Annotated in this window: 12 protein-coding genes; 2 read left to right on the plus strand and 10 right to left on the minus strand. The window is 59.1% G+C overall.

Going from position 1 to position 16,660, the window contains the following annotated elements; all coding sequences use genetic code 11:
- Positions 1–149: 149 nt before the first annotated feature.
- On the minus strand, positions 150–2,828 hold the full coding sequence (locus JZX87_RS24315) for an aminotransferase class III-fold pyridoxal phosphate-dependent enzyme (RefSeq protein WP_206828506.1): 2,679 nt from the start codon (positions 2,826–2,828) through the stop codon (positions 150–152).
- Positions 2,829–2,913: 85 nt separating this feature from the next.
- On the minus strand, positions 2,914–3,798 hold the full coding sequence (gene purU, locus JZX87_RS24320) for a formyltetrahydrofolate deformylase (RefSeq protein ID WP_148143690.1): 885 nt from the start codon (positions 3,796–3,798) through the stop codon (positions 2,914–2,916).
- A 282-nt stretch (positions 3,799–4,080) separates the two neighbouring features.
- Between purU and JZX87_RS24325 the strand changes: the two genes are divergently transcribed.
- The gene (locus tag JZX87_RS24325; RefSeq protein ID WP_353654252.1) at positions 4,081–5,124 is read left to right on the plus strand and encodes a glycoside hydrolase family 5 protein; all 1,044 of its coding nucleotides are present in this window, start codon (positions 4,081–4,083) and stop codon (positions 5,122–5,124) included.
- 561 nt (positions 5,125–5,685) lie between these two features.
- On the opposite strand, the gene JZX87_RS24330 is transcribed toward JZX87_RS24325, so the two are convergent.
- Both JZX87_RS24330 and epmA read right to left on the minus strand, forming a co-directional pair.
- A complete protein-coding gene (locus tag JZX87_RS24330) occupies positions 5,686–6,732 on the minus strand; it encodes a lysine-2,3-aminomutase-like protein (protein WP_206828507.1) in 1,047 nt (348 codons plus the stop codon).
- Complete coding sequence (gene epmA / locus JZX87_RS24335; protein WP_206828508.1) at positions 6,729–7,793, minus strand: EF-P lysine aminoacylase EpmA; 1,065 nt, start codon at positions 7,791–7,793, stop codon at positions 6,729–6,731. The genes JZX87_RS24330 and epmA overlap by 4 nt, the downstream gene beginning before the upstream one ends.
- Positions 7,794–7,955: 162 nt before the next feature.
- On the opposite strand from epmA, the gene efp reads away from it, so the two are divergent.
- Positions 7,956–8,525, plus strand: a complete 570-nt coding sequence (gene efp / locus JZX87_RS24340; protein WP_145643688.1) for an elongation factor P — start codon at positions 7,956–7,958, stop codon at positions 8,523–8,525.
- 133 nt (positions 8,526–8,658) lie between these two features.
- Here the strand turns inward: efp and JZX87_RS24345 are convergent, their stop codons facing one another.
- The 6 genes from JZX87_RS24345 to JZX87_RS24370 form a co-directional block, all read right to left on the minus strand.
- Entirely contained in the window at positions 8,659–10,104 is a 1,446-nt protein-coding gene (locus JZX87_RS24345; RefSeq protein ID WP_148143683.1) for an efflux transporter outer membrane subunit, read from the minus strand.
- A gap of 112 nt (positions 10,105–10,216) precedes the next feature.
- Entirely contained in the window at positions 10,217–13,327 is a 3,111-nt protein-coding gene (locus JZX87_RS24350; RefSeq protein ID WP_206828509.1) for an efflux RND transporter permease subunit, read from the minus strand.
- 56 nt (positions 13,328–13,383) lie between these two features.
- Positions 13,384–14,571, minus strand: coding sequence for an efflux RND transporter periplasmic adaptor subunit (locus JZX87_RS24355; RefSeq protein ID WP_246436453.1), 1,188 nt, complete (start codon positions 14,569–14,571; stop codon positions 13,384–13,386).
- Between the two features lie 153 nt (positions 14,572–14,724).
- A complete protein-coding gene (locus JZX87_RS24360; protein WP_206828511.1) occupies positions 14,725–15,327 on the minus strand; it encodes a TetR/AcrR family transcriptional regulator in 603 nt (200 codons plus the stop codon).
- Positions 15,328–15,369: 42 nt separating this feature from the next.
- Positions 15,370–16,317 (minus strand): phosphoribosylaminoimidazolesuccinocarboxamide synthase, encoded by a 948-nt coding sequence (locus tag JZX87_RS24365; protein ID WP_206828513.1) that lies wholly within the window; start codon positions 16,315–16,317, stop codon positions 15,370–15,372.
- Between the two features lie 104 nt (positions 16,318–16,421).
- Positions 16,422–16,660, minus strand: a 239-nt coding sequence (locus JZX87_RS24370; protein WP_206828514.1) for a hypothetical protein, incomplete at its 5' end; no start/stop codon positions are given.

Here is a 16,660-nt window from a genome sequence, read left to right on the forward strand (position 1 = left end):
ACGAAATCCAATTTAAACAGAATATTTTTCTGCATGATGACAGGAGAAAGGCGATATTGTGAAATTACGTTCGCAATGCCGCCGGGTGCTCCAGCGAGCATAAGGTAGGTATCGATGACGTCCAGACAAGGGCAGGCCCAAGTTAAATTCTATTTCGGCGGAAGGCGCAGGACATTGCGAAGATGATCGAGGCACAGGTTGATGCTGGCCTCGCTGACGCACAGCGGAGGTGCGAGGATCAGCCTGCCGGAATGGTCGAGCTCGTGCAAGATATGTCCGTCGAGAGCATCCCAGATTTCGATGTCTTCGCTCACGGGTTGTATCGCCCACCATAATCCGCGGCCCTCGACCGCTTCGATGCGATCACTTTCTTCGGCAAGTTGCCGCAGGCTCTTTTCCAGAAGCTCGCCCATGGCCGACGCATTTGCCGCCAGGTTCTCCTCACGCAACACTGTCAGCGCCGCCAATGCGGTGGCGGCATCGACCGGAGAGACCGGATCTGCGAATGGCGCAAGCGCTTCGGAAAATTCCTCATTGCAGAAAACCACGGACAGCCTGCCCCCATCGCAGCTGTCGGCCAGCAGAAGGTCAGGTCTGATGTCGTCGCTCTCGGTGTTCCAGAGGTTTTCGCCCAGGCGGCCGTAGCCGGTGCGCGTTTCATCGACAAGGATCAGCCGGCCGTTTTCCCGCGCTGATGTTATCTGCTCTGCTGCATGGATAAGGCCAGGGAGCGGTTCGATGATCAGAGGCGTGGCATACTCTTCCCGTTCTGCTTGCTCGCTTGCCACGGCATACGAAACCTCCGCCTCGTCTTCCGATGATCCGTCGATTTCGTCCTCTGCGCTGTTCTCCTGATAGGCCGCGACCGCGGCCCTTTCCTCCGTCGTCTCCCTTGTTCGGGTAAGCTCAGTGATCGCTTCCATCGCTGCATGCCGGTCCTGAAACAGCACGACATCCGTAAAGCCTGGCGGCGCAATATCCACCAGCGCCTGCCTCAGCGCTTCCGCCTCGGCGCTTCCGTCGAAGGATGCGGTAAGGCGCAGATGCTGCTGATAGCTGGCAGCGGCGATCGATGGATGCCCGTGGCCGATCAGAGGTGCCTTGCCGCTGAAATCGAGAACGGTGTGGCCGGTCTCGTCGTAGACGAACTCATGCCATGCCCGCACCTCCCGCCCGGATATTGCAGCCGGTGCATCGCAATCGATCCCGAGAAGCGCCGAAGGCGATGGGGCGAGGCGCCGCCACACGGCAGCCTCGGATGGCCGACAGAACAGGGGTGGATGGTTTTCGTGATCCCGCGAAAGCCTCAGGCGCAGCCCGCCGACTGCCCCGGAAGCACCCGCCACCGTGCCGAGCTGATCTCCCGGGCCAATTTCGGTTCCTTCGGTCAAGGCAGTTTCCATGCCTTCGACAAGCAGCGTCACGCTTTCGCCGCGCAGCGACAGTTGCGGAGACACCTGCACCACAATGCCCTTGAACGGGGCGATGAGTGCCGTTCCCGTCGGCAGGCAGATGTCGACATGCAGGGCAACATTCCGCGGTTCGGTCGCGGCCGCGTCAGGCTTGCTTCTCGACAGTCGATATTCGCCGTAACGGGTACTGCCCATGCCCGTCTCCCAGGCAGTGCGGGCCAGAAGCCGCCAGTCGCAATCGGGATCAGTCCAGTTACCACCCTGAAACAGCGGGCTTTTCGAGCTCAGGTCAACGAGCCTTATCTTCTCCGCTTCCAGTTCCGGCATAAGCAGGTTCAGATCGAGAGGTTCCGGTTCGATCCTGCATGCCTCCAGGATGCAGGCATGCATATATTCGGCGGGAACCGTCGAAGCATTGGCGAGGATCTGGCGACGTCCCCTGGCTTCCTCGGCGGCCGACTCGTCATCCGGGGCCTCGGCGTGGGTGTTTTCAGCAAGTGCTGCCGAAAACGCGATATCGGCGATAACGAGTGGCCAGAGCGCTTCCAGTTCGGCTGCATTCAGCGGATCGATCGCATGATAACCGGTCACGGCCGGCAGGATCGATGCCGGTTCTCCCCCTTGGCTGGCGAGGATGCGGGCACAGGTCTTGGCCAGAGCAGAGACGTACCAGCTTCGTGAGAGGCCACCAAGATTGGTAATTCCTGTTGGATGCCAGTCGACGTCATCCGTCTCGCCGGTGAGATCGCCGGGGCCAAGATCCGGGATCACCAGACCGATGCGAAATTCCGCCGCCAGCGGATGAATGCGGCGCAGCGCGGACACCATGGCGCGGGCAATCATGTCGCGCGCCTCCTGGTCGGCTACCTTGGAAAGAAGCGAGACAGTGCGCGGGCCTGCCTTGCGCAAGTCGTCCTCATGCTCGCCGTTCCAGATCAGCGGATCGAAATCCTCGAGGCTTTTCACCAGGCTTGCCAGGAATGCGCCGAGCTCGGCTGCGGTTTCCTCGGTCACATCGCGATCTTCTGGCGGCGGATCGCCATCAAGAGCCGTCAGCAAGCGTAAGACACGGGTCATGCCGCCGATCTCGGCCGTCAGCACTTCCGCCCCGGCCTTGGTGGCGACCGGTTCAGGCACCTGCGGCCCATCCGAACTGCGAGTGATATGGCGCATCACCTCGTGTTCGACGCGCAAAGCCTGCTCGTCCGCCAAATCCCTTATCTCGAGGAAATAACGCAGGTTGCCGTTATCGACGAGATATCCGAGCCCGTATTTTTCCTCTACCGGAAAGACCTGACCGGAGAGACCCCAATGGTCGCGCAACAGCGCCTCGATCGTATCCAGGGACACGTTATCGGCACGGTCGTCGTCAATGGCGGGGGTATCGAGTACTTCGGACGCTTCGTCGCCTGGCATTCTCACTCTCCGGTAAAACCTTGACGTGAGGATAGCGCAGGTAAACGCTGCGTCCATAGGGACTTTCAGCCTTTGCTTGTGCGATTTATCCCATGCGTTCGGATGCGTAGGAACCCGGGCTTGGCGGGAAGACGACGGTGCGGTTTCCGTTGATGAAAGTCCGGTGGTGGATATGCGCGTGGATGGCACGCGCCAACACCTGGCTCTCGACGTCGCGGCCAAGCGAAACATAGTCGTCCGGCGACTGTGCGTGGGTAACGCGCACCGTGTCCTGCTCGATGATCGGGCCTTCGTCGAGATCGGCGGTGACGTAATGCGCCGTTGCGCCGATCAGTTTGACGCCACGCTGATAGGCCTGCTTGTAGGGGTTGGCGCCCTTGAAGCTCGGCAGGAAGGAATGGTGGATGTTGATGATCCTGCCGGACATTTTGCTGCAGAGCTGGTCGGAAAGAACCTGCATGTAACGCGCCAGCACGACAAGTTCGGTGCCGCTCGTCTCGACGACTTCCATCAGCTGCGCTTCGGCCTGCGGCTTGTTGTCCTTCGTCACCTTGATGTGGTGGAAGGGAATGTCGTTGTTCACCACCAGTTTCTGGTAGTCGAAATGGTTGGAAACGACGCCGACGATATCGATCGGCAGCGCGCCGATCTTCCAGCGATAAAGAAGGTCGTTGAGGCAATGGCCGAAGCGGGAGACCATCAGCAGAACCTTCATCCGGTCTGCCTGGTCGAAGACATCCCAGTCCATGCCGAATTTCTCGGCGACAGGGGCGAAGCTGGAAAGCAGCGCGTCGCGCTCGGCGCCCTGTTCGGAAATGAAGCTCACGCGCATGAAGAATTTGCCGGTATCGAGATCGTCGAACTGCGAACTATCGATGATGTTGCAGCCCTTTTCAGCAAGGAAGCCGGATATCGCGGCAACGATGCCGCGTGTGGATCGGCACGATACCGTCAGGACATAGTTTTTCATTCTCTGTCGTCTCCCCTGCACTGCGCTTTCAGCAAATGCCCTATACGTGATGACCGCCGATGGAAACTGCGCGGGTTGTCCGGGTGCTGTTTTTCTTGCGCCGGTGACGCTTGCCATCGTCCTTCATCGCGTCACATTAGGCGCGGCGGTGCAAAATTCCGTTCCCGTTGCGTCTTTCGCGGGCGCAGGACCGCCGTCAAACCATGTGAATGCTCTCGCCCGCCTATTAGCGATTTCATAATGTGCAGGTGCGAGGGTACCGCGCCATACCGGAGATGAAGTGTGAACAGACGCGTAGGATACAGAGCTTTTGCGCGGCGGCTTGCGGTTGCCCTTTCCTGTGTTGCAGTCGCGGCCGGCTCGGCACAATCGGCTGAGTGCATGAGAGGCATCAATCTCGCAGGCGCCGAATTCGGCAGTCTCGGTCAGGAATACGGCACGGGCTACATCTATCCTTCCGACAAGACGATCGCCTATTTCAAGGACAAGGGGTTCACCGGCGTTCGCCTGCCCTTTCTGTGGGAGCGTCTGCAGCCCAAGCTTTACGACAGGTTCAACGCTGCCGAATTGAAACGGCTGCGCGCCACGGTGAAGGCCATCCGCTCCGCCGGCATGCAGGTCGTTCTCGATCCGCATAATTATGCCCGCTACCAAGACCAGCTGATCGGCTCCGATGCAGTGCCGCAAAGCGCCTTTGCAGATTTCTGGCGACGGCTGGCTGCGAGTTTTGCAAGCCAGGACGGCATCCTGTTCGGCTTGATGAACGAGCCTTACGGCATATCCGCAGAGGATTGGCTTTCGGCCGCCAACAGCGCGATATCCGCTATCCGGCAGACCGGTGCCGATAACCTGATTCTCGTGCCTGGCACCGCATGGACCGGTGCTCATAGCTGGTCAGGTGGCGATTACGGCACGCCGAATGCAGGCGTGATGACGGGCGTGACCGATCCTGCTAATAACTATGCCTTCGAAGTTCACCAATATCTGGATGTCGACTTCTCCGGCAAGAACGATGAATGCAGCCGTGCGGCCGATGCCTTGAAGGCCATCACCGATATGGGCGACTGGCTCGCCGCCCAGGGTCGCCGCGGGTTTCTCGGAGAATTCGCCGTCCCGACCATGCCGGCCTGCCAGCAGTCGCTCAAGGATATGGTGGCAGTGGTCGAAAGCCGGCCGGATGTCTGGCTCGGCTGGTCCTATTGGGCCGCCGGCGACTGGTGGAAACCATCCGAACCGCTCAACATCCAGCCGACCGACACCGGCGACCGCCCGCAGGTGCAGACGCTGCAAGGCTATTTTGTTGATCGAAAGATTTGTGGCGGGTGAGCGCAGCGAAAGGTTGGGTGCGGGTTTCGCCTCATCCGGGGGACGTTTCAGCCCTCCTCCTCAACAAAACCAATCCCTTGCACAAAACTTCATCCCCACCCTCCCAACCTGTGCCTACAATCACCGCGTTCCGTCACGGATACACCGGCAGTCGTGCCGGCGAGACGGGACCGGCACTGGTGGTGGAGAGAGGACGTAAATCTCCACCACCGGGGTCCGCGGAAAATGGTCTCCCTCCGGCGACACGGGGGAAGCGTTAAGGTCTCGGACAGACCTGCCGCTTCTGATGCCCGAATGGCGCGTCGGATGTGCCTGTGCGGCACACATGGTGGCTTGAGGAATGGTCTAGCCGGGCGCTCAAGTCCGTCCGCGAAAGCGGAAAACCCGGCGCAAAAGGATCATCCAGAAAAGTGACGGCAGAGAGACCGGAGTCGCGGATAAAAACTGCCGAACGGGGCGCTGAGAGGTGTCACCTATAAACTAAACTTACGAGGCAGCTTTCAGCGCCCCGTCCGAATTTGCGAATTCTTGAAATCGCCAAGGGCTTACTGCGTCCTGATCCTATTGCGGCGGATACCGATGTTCTGCGCCGCGGAAATCGCTCACCGAATAACAGCCGCCCTCGCCACGCACGGCATTTTCGCCAATCATCGCCTTGCCGTGACCGCCTGGGATGTCCAGCACATAGGTGGGCTGGCAGAGGCCGGAAAGGTTGCCGCGCAGTGCCGAGACGATCTTCTGGCCTTCAGCGATATCCATACGGAAATGACCTGTGCCGGGGGCAAGGTCGGGGTGATGCAGGTAATAGGGCTTGATCCGCGTCTCGACAAAGGCCTTCATCAGGTCTCCCAGCACGGCCGGATCGTCGTTAATACCCTTCAGAAGCACGGTCTGGCTCACCATCGCAAAACCGGCATCGACAAGCCTTGCGGAGGCGGCACGCGCTTCGACCGTCATCTCGCGCGGATGGTTGGCGTGAAGCGCCACATAAACGGTCTTGCCGCTCTCCTTCAGCGCCGCAATCAGCGCCTCGTTGATGCGGTCAGGCTCGACGACGGGCACGCGCGTATGAAATCGGACGATCTTCACATGCTCGATGGCGGCAAGCCCACGCATGATTTCGGCCAGCCGGCGCGGAGACAGGACCAGCGGATCGCCGCCAGTCAGGATGACTTCCCATATTTCCGGATGATCGCCGATATAGGCGAGGGCTGCCGCCAGTTCGTCGGGCGCCAGCGTGCCGTCTCCCTGCGGCCCCACCATCTCGCGGCGAAAACAGAAACGGCAATAGACCGGGCAGATATGCACGGCCTTCAACAGAACGCGGTCGGGATAACGATGCACGATGCCCTTGACCGGGCTGTGCGCGGCATCGCCGATCGGATCTTCGCGCTCTTCCGGTGTCGTCACCAGTTCGGCCGCATCAGGCACGAATTGCCGCGCGATCGGATCGGTAGCGTCCGTGCGGTCGATCAGCGACACCACGGACGGCGTGAGCGCGATCGCATAATGTTCGGCAACAGAGCGGATCGCGTCGAGCCCTTCGGGCGCAACAAGCCCGGCAGCCTGCAGCTCGTCCGGCGTCTTTAATGAACGGGCAGCGCTCAAGAATGCACCTCCGCCACCGGCGCCCACATGACCTGGTCTATCCGCGTCGCACCCGTCGCCAGCATGGCCAGCCGGTCGAAGCCCAAAGCAGCACCGCTCGCTTCGGGCATCACAGCCAAAGCCGCCAGAAAATCCTCGTCGATCGGATAGGCTTCGCCGTAGATGCGGGCTTTCTCAGCCATCTCATGCTCGAAACGACGGCGCTGTTCGCCGGCATCGGTCAATTCCCCGAAGGCATTGGCCAGTTCGACGCCGCAGGCATAAAACTCGAACCGTTCCGCCACGCGCGGATCGCGGGCAGAAGGGCGGGCGAGAGCTGCCTCGCAGATCGGGTATTCGCAGAGGATCGTCGCACGATCCTGGCCCAGGTGCGGCTCGATTCTGTCAACCAGCACCTTGCTGAAAAGGTCGGCCCAGCTGTCGTCTTCGGCAACGCGCATTCCGGCGTTGCGCACGAGCGCGGCAAGCAGATCGCGATCTGTCTCGCCGGATGCGGTAACCGAGGCCAGGAGATCGATGCCGGCAAAGCGGTCGAAAGCTTCGGCAAGCGTCAGTCGCTCCGGCTCGGCAAACGGATCGATTTCCATGCCGCGGAAAGAGAAGCGCTTTGTGCCGGTCGTTTCTGCGGCAAGTTTCAGCATGTCGGCGCAATCCGCCATCAGCTGCTCGTAGGCCTCGTCGACGCGATACCATTCGAGCATGGTGAATTCGGGATGGTGCAGCGGTCCGCGTTCACGGTTGCGATAGACATGCGCGAAGGTGAAGATATGGGTCTCGCCGGCGGAGAGCAGCTTCTTGGCGGCAAATTCCGGCGACGTGTGCAGGTAAAGCGGGGCCGCCTCGCCGTCGATTGTCAGGGCTTCGGTTGCAAAAGCATGGAGATGCGTCTCGTTGCCGGGCGATACCTGCAGCGTCGCCGTATCGACCTCGATGAAATCACGCGAGGAGAAGAAAGCTCTCAGCGCCGTCTGCACCCGGTTGCGGCCAATCAGGAAGGGCCGGCGGTCGGCATGGCTGTTCTTGGTCCACCAGGGGAATGTGGAGACGCCGGGATGGTTCATGGACGAAGCTTTCTCGCCTTGTCGGGCAATGTCAGCCAATGCCGGGGCTGGCTATTTGGCGGATTTTGCGTTAGTTGCGCCGGCAAGGAAACCTGAAAAGCATCTCTACGGCCGTTTCGCCAGTCATCTACGACGTGGCCGGTCGAGTTACAAGGAACTCTTATGGTCAAGGTCATCGCCTCTTCCGTCCGCAAGGGCAACGTCATCGATGTCGACGGCAAGCTCTATGTCGTTCTCACCGCTGAAAACTTCCATCCCGGCAAGGGCACGCCTGTTACCCAGGTCAACATGCGCCGCATCGTCGATGGCGTGAAGGTGTCGGAGCGCTGGCGTACGACGGAACAGGTCGAGCGCGCCTTTGTCGAAGACGTCAACCATCAGTTCCTTTATGAAGATGGCGAAGGTTTCCACTTCATGAACCCGGAAAACTACGACCAGATCGTCGTCGACGCCGACACGATGGGCGATCAGAAGGCCTATCTGCAGGAAGGCATGGTCTGCATCCTGTCCATGCACGAAGGTGTCGCGCTTGCCCTGCAGCTGCCGCGTCACGTCATTCTCGAAATCACCGAGACCGAACCGGTCGTCAAGGGCCAGACGGCTTCGTCGTCCTACAAGCCGGCCATGCTGTCCAACGGCATCCGTACCGCCGTTCCGCCGCATATTGACGCCGGTACCCGCGTCGTCATCGCCACGGAAGACAATTCCTACGTCGAGCGCGCCAAGAACTAAGAAATTTGCCGGGGCATCGTCCCCGGCCTTCATAACGGCATTAAAAAACCTCCGAAGCTTGTGCTCCGGAGGTTTTTTGTTGTGTCCGATAAAGAGAAGAAGCAAGGCCGGCGAACCGACCTCGATCCCGGCGTCAGTCCTTGACGACCTTGGCAGAAGCAACTTCCGTCTTGGCCGTGGAGCCGACTGCATAACCGCCACCGATCGCGACGTTAAGCGAGACGTAGTTCTGCGCCATCTGCTGCACGGCCTGTGCGAGATTTGCCTGCGAGTCGGAAACCTGACGCTGCGCATCGAGAACGTCGAGCAGTGAAGAGGCGCCGTCGCGGTAGCTGGCGGTCGCAAGCTCAAGGGCTTCCTGATAGGACTTCACGGTTGCGCGCAGGGCAGCAACGGTGCGGCCATCGCGGGAAACCGCAGCTAGAGCGTTTTCAACTTCCTCAACTGCGCCCAGAACCGTCTGCTTCCAGGAGAGATAGGCTTCGCGTGCAGCCGATTCGTTCGACTTGACGTTTGCCTTCAAAGCACCGCCATCGAAAATCGGCAGCGAAAGCGAAGGACCGAAGGACCAAGACAGAATGCCCGAGTCGTTACCCAACACCTTGGAATAGGAAGGTGTGATCGAACCGCCAAGCGAGATCGAGGGGTAAAGCTGGGCTTCTGCAACGCCGATGCGGGCGGTTGCGGCTGCCAGTTGGCGTTCGGCGGCGCGAACGTCCGGACGGTTGCGGATCAGGTCTGCCGGCACACCCGACTTCGGGCTGAAGCGCGCAACCGGCTGGCGTGCGCCACGCTGCAGGTCTGCGATCAGCGAGGATGCCGGCAGGCCGAGCAGGGTCGCAATGCGATGTGCTGCCTGACGGAACTGGGTCTCGAGACCCGGCAAGGTCGACAGGGTGGAGTTGACCAGACCTTCGGCCTGAACGACATCCAGTCGCGATGCAGCGCCGGCTTCGAGCTGAAGCTTGGTGAGGTTCAACGTCTCGCGGCGCGAATCAAGGTTTGCGCGGGTCAGCGCGATGCGTTCCTGATAATAACGAACGTCGATATAAGCGCCTGCAACAGCAGAAAGCAGCGTCAAACGCGCGACGTCGACGCTTGCATAGCTGGCGTCGAGATCCGCAAGTGCCGCTTCCCGGGAGCGGGCGTAAAGGCCGAAGAGATCGAGGAACCAGGAGGCGGTCGGGCCACCGGAAGCAGAATTCTGCTCGGCGAGCGAAGTGGCGCCTGGGTTGCCGCCGAGCCTGCTGGCACCGCTGCGTCCGGCCTGTGCGCTCAGGTCGAGCGACGGAAGTCCGCCGGCGCCGGCGCTGATGACGGCTGCCTGTGCCTGATTGATACGTTCCAGAGCCTGGAGCACGTCGAGGTTCTGCGAGAGACCCTGGTTGACGTAACCATTCAGGCGTGTGTCGGAGAATGCTGTCCACCAGGCATTCTTGGCAACATCACCATTGCTCGTCGCAGATCCTTCGGCGAACTTTGCCGGAAGCGAAATCTGCGGTGCAGTATGGTCAGGACCAAGTGTGCAGCTGGACAGCAGTAGCAATACGAGGGGGGCGGCTGCGCGAGTGGAAATCATATTTTTGTCCCAAAGCCCTTACTTACAAGCCCGCGTGTGTCGGGGCCGACATCATTGAATTGGCGACCGTAATCCGAATCGGTGACAGAATGCCACCAACTGGTAAACGGATTTACGTAGTTGTCTCCTGTTTTTCACGTTTTGATAACTGCCTGACGACAACAAAAAACGTCGGAACGAAGAAAATTCCGAGGAGTGTTGCAGAAAGCATACCACCCAGCACGCCAATACCGATTGCATTCTGTGCGGCAGAGCCTGCACCGGTCGCAATTGCTAGTGGTACGACACCGAGGATGAAGGCGAGCGACGTCATGATGATCGGACGCAGACGAAGTCTCGCCGCTTCCAGGGTGGCTTCGATCAGGCCCATCCCGGTCGCCTGCCGGTCCTTGGCGAATTCGACGATCAGGATCGCGTTCTTCGCCGCCAGACCTATGGTCGTCAGCAGGCCGACCTTGAAATAGACGTCGTTCGACTGGCTTGCCAGATAGGCTGCGGCGAGAGCACCAAGCACGCCGATCGGTACCGCAAGGATGACCGAGAACGGGATCGACCAGCTTTCATAAAGCGCTGCGAGGCAGAGGAATACGATCAGGACCGACAATGCGTAGAGCATCGGTGCCTGTGAACCAGACAGACGTTCCTGGTAGGAAATCCCCTGCCATGCGACGGTGTAGCCACCCGGCAACTCGGTTACCAAGCGTTCCAGCTCATTCATAGCCTCGCCGGTGCTCACGCCGGGTTTGGTCGAACCTTCCAGCGACATCGCGCTGGTGCCGTTGTAACGAGCAAGCTGCGGCGTTCCGTTAACCCAGTCCAGCTTGCTGAACGAAGAGAAAGGCACCATTTCGCCATCGGTATTGCGGGCATACCAGTATTTGAGGTCGTCGGGCTGCATGCGGTAAGACGCATCACCTTGAACATAAACCGGCTTCAGCTCGTTATCGAGGGTGAAGTCATTGACGTCACGTCCGGCAAAGATCGTCGCGAGCATCGAGTTGACAGCCGCGAGATCGACGCCCATGGCGCCGAGCTTTTCCTGATCGAGCAGGATCTTCAGCTGGGTCTCGCTGCGCTGGTTGTTGCTGCGGAGCGAACTGATGATCGGGCTTGTCGCACTTTCGCCGATCAATTGCTGCGAGACCTGGGTCAGCGCGTCATTGCCGTTATTGCCGCTGTCTACCAGATAGGCGGAGAAGCCGCTGGAATTGCCCAGCCCCTGGATTGCGGGAGGAAGCAGGGCAAACACCTGTGCATCGCGAAGGGTGAAGAAATGTCCCTGCGCGCGCTGCAGAACTTCCGCCGCAGACTGGCCCACACCTTCACGCGCTGAGAAGTCGCGAAGCTTGGTGAAGACGATGGCGTTGTTCTGGCCCGTGCCGCTGAAGCTGAAGCCGAGTGCGCCGAAGACCGCATCGACATTATCCTTCTCCTTTTCGAGGAAGTAGGATTCCACCTGCTTGACGACTTCTTCCGTGCGCGCCGTCGTGGAGCCGACCGGCGTCTGGATGATCGTCATCAGAACACCCTGGTCTTCCTGGGGAAGGAAGGAGCTCGGCAGTCTGGTGAACAGCAAGGCGCAGCCGCCGACGACCAGCGCAAACAACAGCATGACGCGCAACGGACGCTTCAGAAGATAACCGATCGTACCGACATAACCGTTCGTCGTCTTGTCGAAGCCATTGTTGAACTTCGCGCCGATGCCGCTTTTCTTTTTGGCGTGGTCGATCGGCTTCAGCATCGTGGCGCAAAGTGCCGGCGTCAGCACGATGGCGACGACAGCAGACAGAAGCATGGCCGAAACGATCGTGACCGAGAACTGTCGGTAGATAATGCCCGTCGAGCCACCGAAGAAGGCCATGGGAATAAACACGGCGGTCAGAACCAGTGCGATACCGATGATCGCCCCGGTGATTTCATGCATCGACTTCTCGGTCGCCTCGAGCGGCGAAAGACCTTCCTCGTCCATGATGCGCTCGACATTCTCGACGACAACAATCGCGTCGTCGACCAGAAGCCCGATCGCCAGAACCATGGCGAACATGGTCAGTGTGTTGATCGAATATCCCGTCAGGGCAAGGATGCCGAATGTCCCGAGAAGCACGACGGGTACCGCAATCATCGGGATGAAGGTGGCGCGCAGGTTCTGAAGGAAGACGAGAAGAACGACGAAGACGAGAACGATCGCTTCGATCAGCGTGTGAACGACCTTTTCGATCGACAGTTTGACGAAAGGGGTCGTGTCGTAGGGGTAGGTGATCTCGACGCCATCCGGCAGCGATCCTGCGACACGATCCAGTTCGGCCTTCACGCGGGCTGCCGTATCGAGCGCATTGGCGCCGGTTGCAAGGTTAACGGCAAAACCGGCTGCCGGCTTGGTGTTGGAACGCGAACTGCCGCCATAGGACTCCTGGCCGATCTCGACGCGGGCCACATCGCTTAGACGAACCGTTGCGCCGTCCTGCTCGACTTTCAGAATGATGCGTTCGAATTCGTCGACGGTGGTCAGCTGGCTTTGCGCTGTCATGGTGACCGTCAGCTGCTGGCCTTCCGTCACCGGCTGGGCGCCAAGCGAACCAACAGAAACCTGGGTGTTCTGTGCCTCGATGGCAGACGTCACGTCGGCCGCGGTCAACTGGTATTTCTGCAGCTTGAACGGATCGAGCCAGACGCGCATGGCATAACCGGAGCCGAAGACATTGATGCTGCCGACACCTTCGAGCCGCTGGACCTGATCTTCGATCGAGGTCGCGAAAATATCGCCGAGATCGACAGAGCTGCGCTTGCCGTCTTCTGAAACGAGTGCGCCGACCATGAGAATGCTCGATGTCGAGCGGGTGACCGAGATGCCCTGGCTCTGGACGACGTCCGGCAATTGCGACTGTACCAGCTGAAGCTTGTTCTGTACCTGGACCTGGGCGATGTCTGGCATGATGCTGTTGCCGAAGGTCAGCGTGACACTGGCGCTGCCCGTCGAGGATGACGAGGTCATGTAGGTCAGGTCATCAAGGCCGGTCATGCCGTCCTCGATGATGCTGGTCACCGACTTTTCGACCGTTTCGGCACTGGCGCCATTATATGTTGCGCTGATGCGCACGGTCGTCGGGGCGATATCGGGATATTGCGAGATCGACAGCGTGCTGATGGCAAGTGCGCCACCCAGCATGATGACGATTGCGATGACCCAGGCGAAGACAGGCCGCCGAATGAAGTAATGCGCCATTTCGAAATTCCTTGCCGCGTTTTGGGGCCGCGTTTACGGGCGAGCGTCAGCCGTTCCTACTTCTGGGGCTTTGCTTCATCGACTTTCGGCTCTTCGACCACGAAACCCTGGTCGTTGACCGTTGCCTCGACTGCTTGAACCGGTGCGCCATCGGCGATCCACTGGAAGCCGTCGACGATGAGGCGGTCACCATCGGCGATGCCGTCGGTCACAAGCCAGTTGTTGCCAGAGGATTTGCTGGTGGTGAAGGTGCGGGTCTCGACCTTGTTGTCAGCCGTGACGAACTTTGCCGAAAGTTCGCCACGGGCATTACGCGTCGCGGCTCTCTGTGGAATGAGATACCCGTTCTCGGTGCCGACGGTAACGGTCGCACGAACATACATGCCCGGCAGGATAATGTGATCGGGATTGTCGAATATGGCACGGATCTGGTAGGTTCCTGTGGTCTCGCTGACGGCAAGTTCCGCCATGTTCAGCTTGCCGTTATGGTCGTATTTCGTCCCATCTTCGAGCATCAGGCTGATATCTGCCGTGCGAGGATCGCCGTGAAGACGGCCCGAAGCAACAGCCGCGCGCAGTTCCAGGAGATTGGTGCTGGAATCGATGAGGTCTATATAGATCGGGTCGATATTGCGCAAAGTGGTCAGCGCGGTGGTCTGGTTGGCCGTGACGATATTGCCGATGCTGACGGTCGAGATCGTCGTCAGGCCATCGAACGGCGCACGGATCTTGGTGAAGTCGAGATCGATCTGGGCCGAGTTCAAGGCCGCCTTGGCAGATTCAACATCGGCTTCGGCCTGCAGCAGCGTCACCTTGGCATTTTCATACTCGATCTGGGTCGCGCCGCTGTTCACCAGGCGTTCGTAACGGGTCATGTTTGCCTGGGCTGCAGGAATGCTGACCTGAGCCTTCTGCAGCGCAGCCTGCGCCTGGGCGACTGCCGCGGCATAGGTGTCGTCGTCGATCTGGTAAAGAACCTCGCCGGCCTTGACCTCGCTTCCTTCCTTGAAGGTGATCTCGCTGATGGCGCCGGTGACGCGCGGACGGATCTCCGTGGTCTGGAATGCGACGGCCCGGCCCGGAAGCACGTTGGTGATCGGACGGTCGGTCTTCTTCATTACGACGACGCTGACGGGTGACGCCGGCTTCTGCGGGCTTTGGCCTGCGGATTGCTGTCCCTGATCACTGCAGGCGGAAAGCGCAGTTGCAAGGAAGAGTGGAAGCACCAGTTTGCGAAGGTTCATGATTCTTTTCCAGACGCTGAGGCGTGAAGGATATCTCGATTGCCGCCTTTGGGGACGAAGGCGGCAATTAGCCGGCAGGATACCGGCAGAACTAGGGCGCAGACATGAAGAGTCACGTCCGTTCGCTCGAAAAGTGACGTAATTTAATTTCCATCACTTTGCAAGCGGGTTTCGAAGGGCTGCATTGGCAAGGTCAACGAGACCATTCAGCCGCTCGTCCAGCTCAGCCTGCGTTTCGTGAATAAGAAATATAGGATGAAGAACACTGGCAAAAGACGCAGCGACGTAGCGGCTCGTTTTGCGGCTATCGGCGCAATGATAAACGCCGGCATTGACGCCATCCTGAATAAGATTGAAGAAAAGATCCTCGATGAGCTGCTTGTAATGAAAGCCGCTCTCCAGCTCGGTCTGCGTCACGAGAAAGATCATTTCAAGGAAGAATGCGTTCTCGCGAATATCTTCCATATGGGCCTGCATCAACCGCCGGACTACGAGCCCGAGCTTTTCAGGCGGCGGAGCAGGTGTGTCGACCGTGTTGAAGCGGCCGATCATGTGAGTGATGTGACGATCACAAATGGCGTCTATCAGCGCCGTCTTCGAACTGAAGTGCTTGAACACGTTGGCCGGCGACATGCCTAGTTCATGGGCAATGTCGGCGATGGACGACTTGGCGATGCCCCGTTCGCGGAAAAGGGCATCGGCAGTCCGCAAAATATCTTCGCGTGTTTCTTCAGCTTTGCGGCGCGGTTTTCGCACGCTTAAGTCCTCGTTGTTTTACATCGATAAACGGGCGGAGCCCTATTTCACGAAATAGGGCGCAAGATTGGTGCGGATACGCTGTAATACCGTTTCGCCATTTCGGTCAGGAACGAAGGGCGTGCCGGTGATCATTTCGAAGGCGTGCCGGTAGACGGACGACGTTTCCTCGATGAGGTCCGAGGGAATGGGTGGGAGTTCATCCTTATAGGGGTCACAGCGCTCCACGACCCAGGCCCGAACAAAGTCCTTGTCGAAGCTTTTCGGACGTCCGCCGGTGCGAAAAGCCTCATCATAACTGTCGGCGATCCAGTAACGGCTGCTATCGGGCGTATGGATTTCGTCAGCCAGAATGATGGTGCCGTTGGCATCGGTGCCGAATTCATATTTCGTGTCGACGAGGATAAGGCCGCGTTTTGCTGCAATCTCCTGGCCACGCGCGAAAAGAGCGAGCGCATAGGTCGAAAGTGTCTGCCATTGCTCTGCTGTCAGCAGGCCCTGATCGATAATGTCTCGGGGTGAGAGCGGCTCGTCATGGCCGCCATCGAAGGCCTTGCTGGTCGGAGTGATCACCGGTTCGGGAAGCACCTGATTATCCTTGAGGCCATCGGGCAGGCTCAGTCCATAGATGTTGCGCTCACCTTTCTTATAAAGGGTGAGAAGCGAGGTGCCTGTCGTGCCGGCCAGATAACCACGCACGACGATCTCGACCGGCAGAATATCGAGACGCTTGCCGACTACGACATTGGGATCCGGGTAGGCGATAACATGATTGGGGCAGATGTCCTTGGTCACCTCGAACCAGTAGCGGGCAGTCTGGGTCAGGACATGGCCCTTATCAGGAATGCAGGTAATGATGCGATCGAAGGCGCTCAGGCGATCCGTGGCAATGATGATACGTTCCCCGCTCGGCAGGTCGTAATTTTCCCGCACCTTGCCGCGATAATATTTGGGCAATTCGGCAATAAAAGCTTCTTCCAAGACGCGCACGATGATCGCTCCGAAAATGGCCAGAGGGCCAGGGTTTATATAAAGGGTGCCTTCGCTATCGCATGTTTCTTCTTTTCGGCACAAGGATATTGCGGCCTTGCGGTTCAGCTGTCGCCCCGAGGAGATCCATCGTCGAATTCCGCCTGGTTAACGGATGGTGAATCGCGGAACATCTCCGGAAAATCCGTAAATCTATTTAAAATCAATTGTTTGCTCTTTTTTTGAAGTTTTTGCGACTGGGCGTGTTGACTTGAAAAAGGTGTTCCGACTATAACCCGCTCACTGACGAGGGCGGCGGCGCTGCTAGCGACGAAGCTTCTCGTTCTAAAGAAAACCACTAAAG

Source organism: Agrobacterium sp. Ap1 (genome assembly GCF_017313375.1).
GTDB lineage: Bacteria > Pseudomonadota > Alphaproteobacteria > Rhizobiales > Rhizobiaceae > Neorhizobium > Neorhizobium cellulosilyticum.

Excerpts from the sequence above, each read along its gene's own strand:
- purU (WP_148143690.1), bottom strand. The coding sequence starts at position 3,798 with ATGAAAAACTATGTCCTGACGGTATCGTGCCGATCCACACGCGGCATC.
- epmA (WP_206828508.1), bottom strand. The coding sequence starts at position 7,793 with ATGAACCATCCCGGCGTCTCCACATTCCCCTGGTGGACCAAGAACAGC.
- JZX87_RS24345 (WP_148143683.1), bottom strand. The coding sequence starts at position 10,104 with ATGATTTCCACTCGCGCAGCCGCCCCCCTCGTATTGCTACTGCTGTCC.
- JZX87_RS24350 (WP_206828509.1), bottom strand. The coding sequence starts at position 13,327 with ATGGCGCATTACTTCATTCGGCGGCCTGTCTTCGCCTGGGTCATCGCA.
- JZX87_RS24315 (WP_206828506.1), bottom strand. The coding sequence starts at position 2,828 with ATGCCAGGCGACGAAGCGTCCGAAGTACTCGATACCCCCGCCATTGAC.
- efp (WP_145643688.1), top strand. The coding sequence starts at position 7,956 with ATGGTCAAGGTCATCGCCTCTTCCGTCCGCAAGGGCAACGTCATCGAT.
- JZX87_RS24355 (WP_246436453.1), bottom strand. The coding sequence starts at position 14,571 with ATGAACCTTCGCAAACTGGTGCTTCCACTCTTCCTTGCAACTGCGCTT.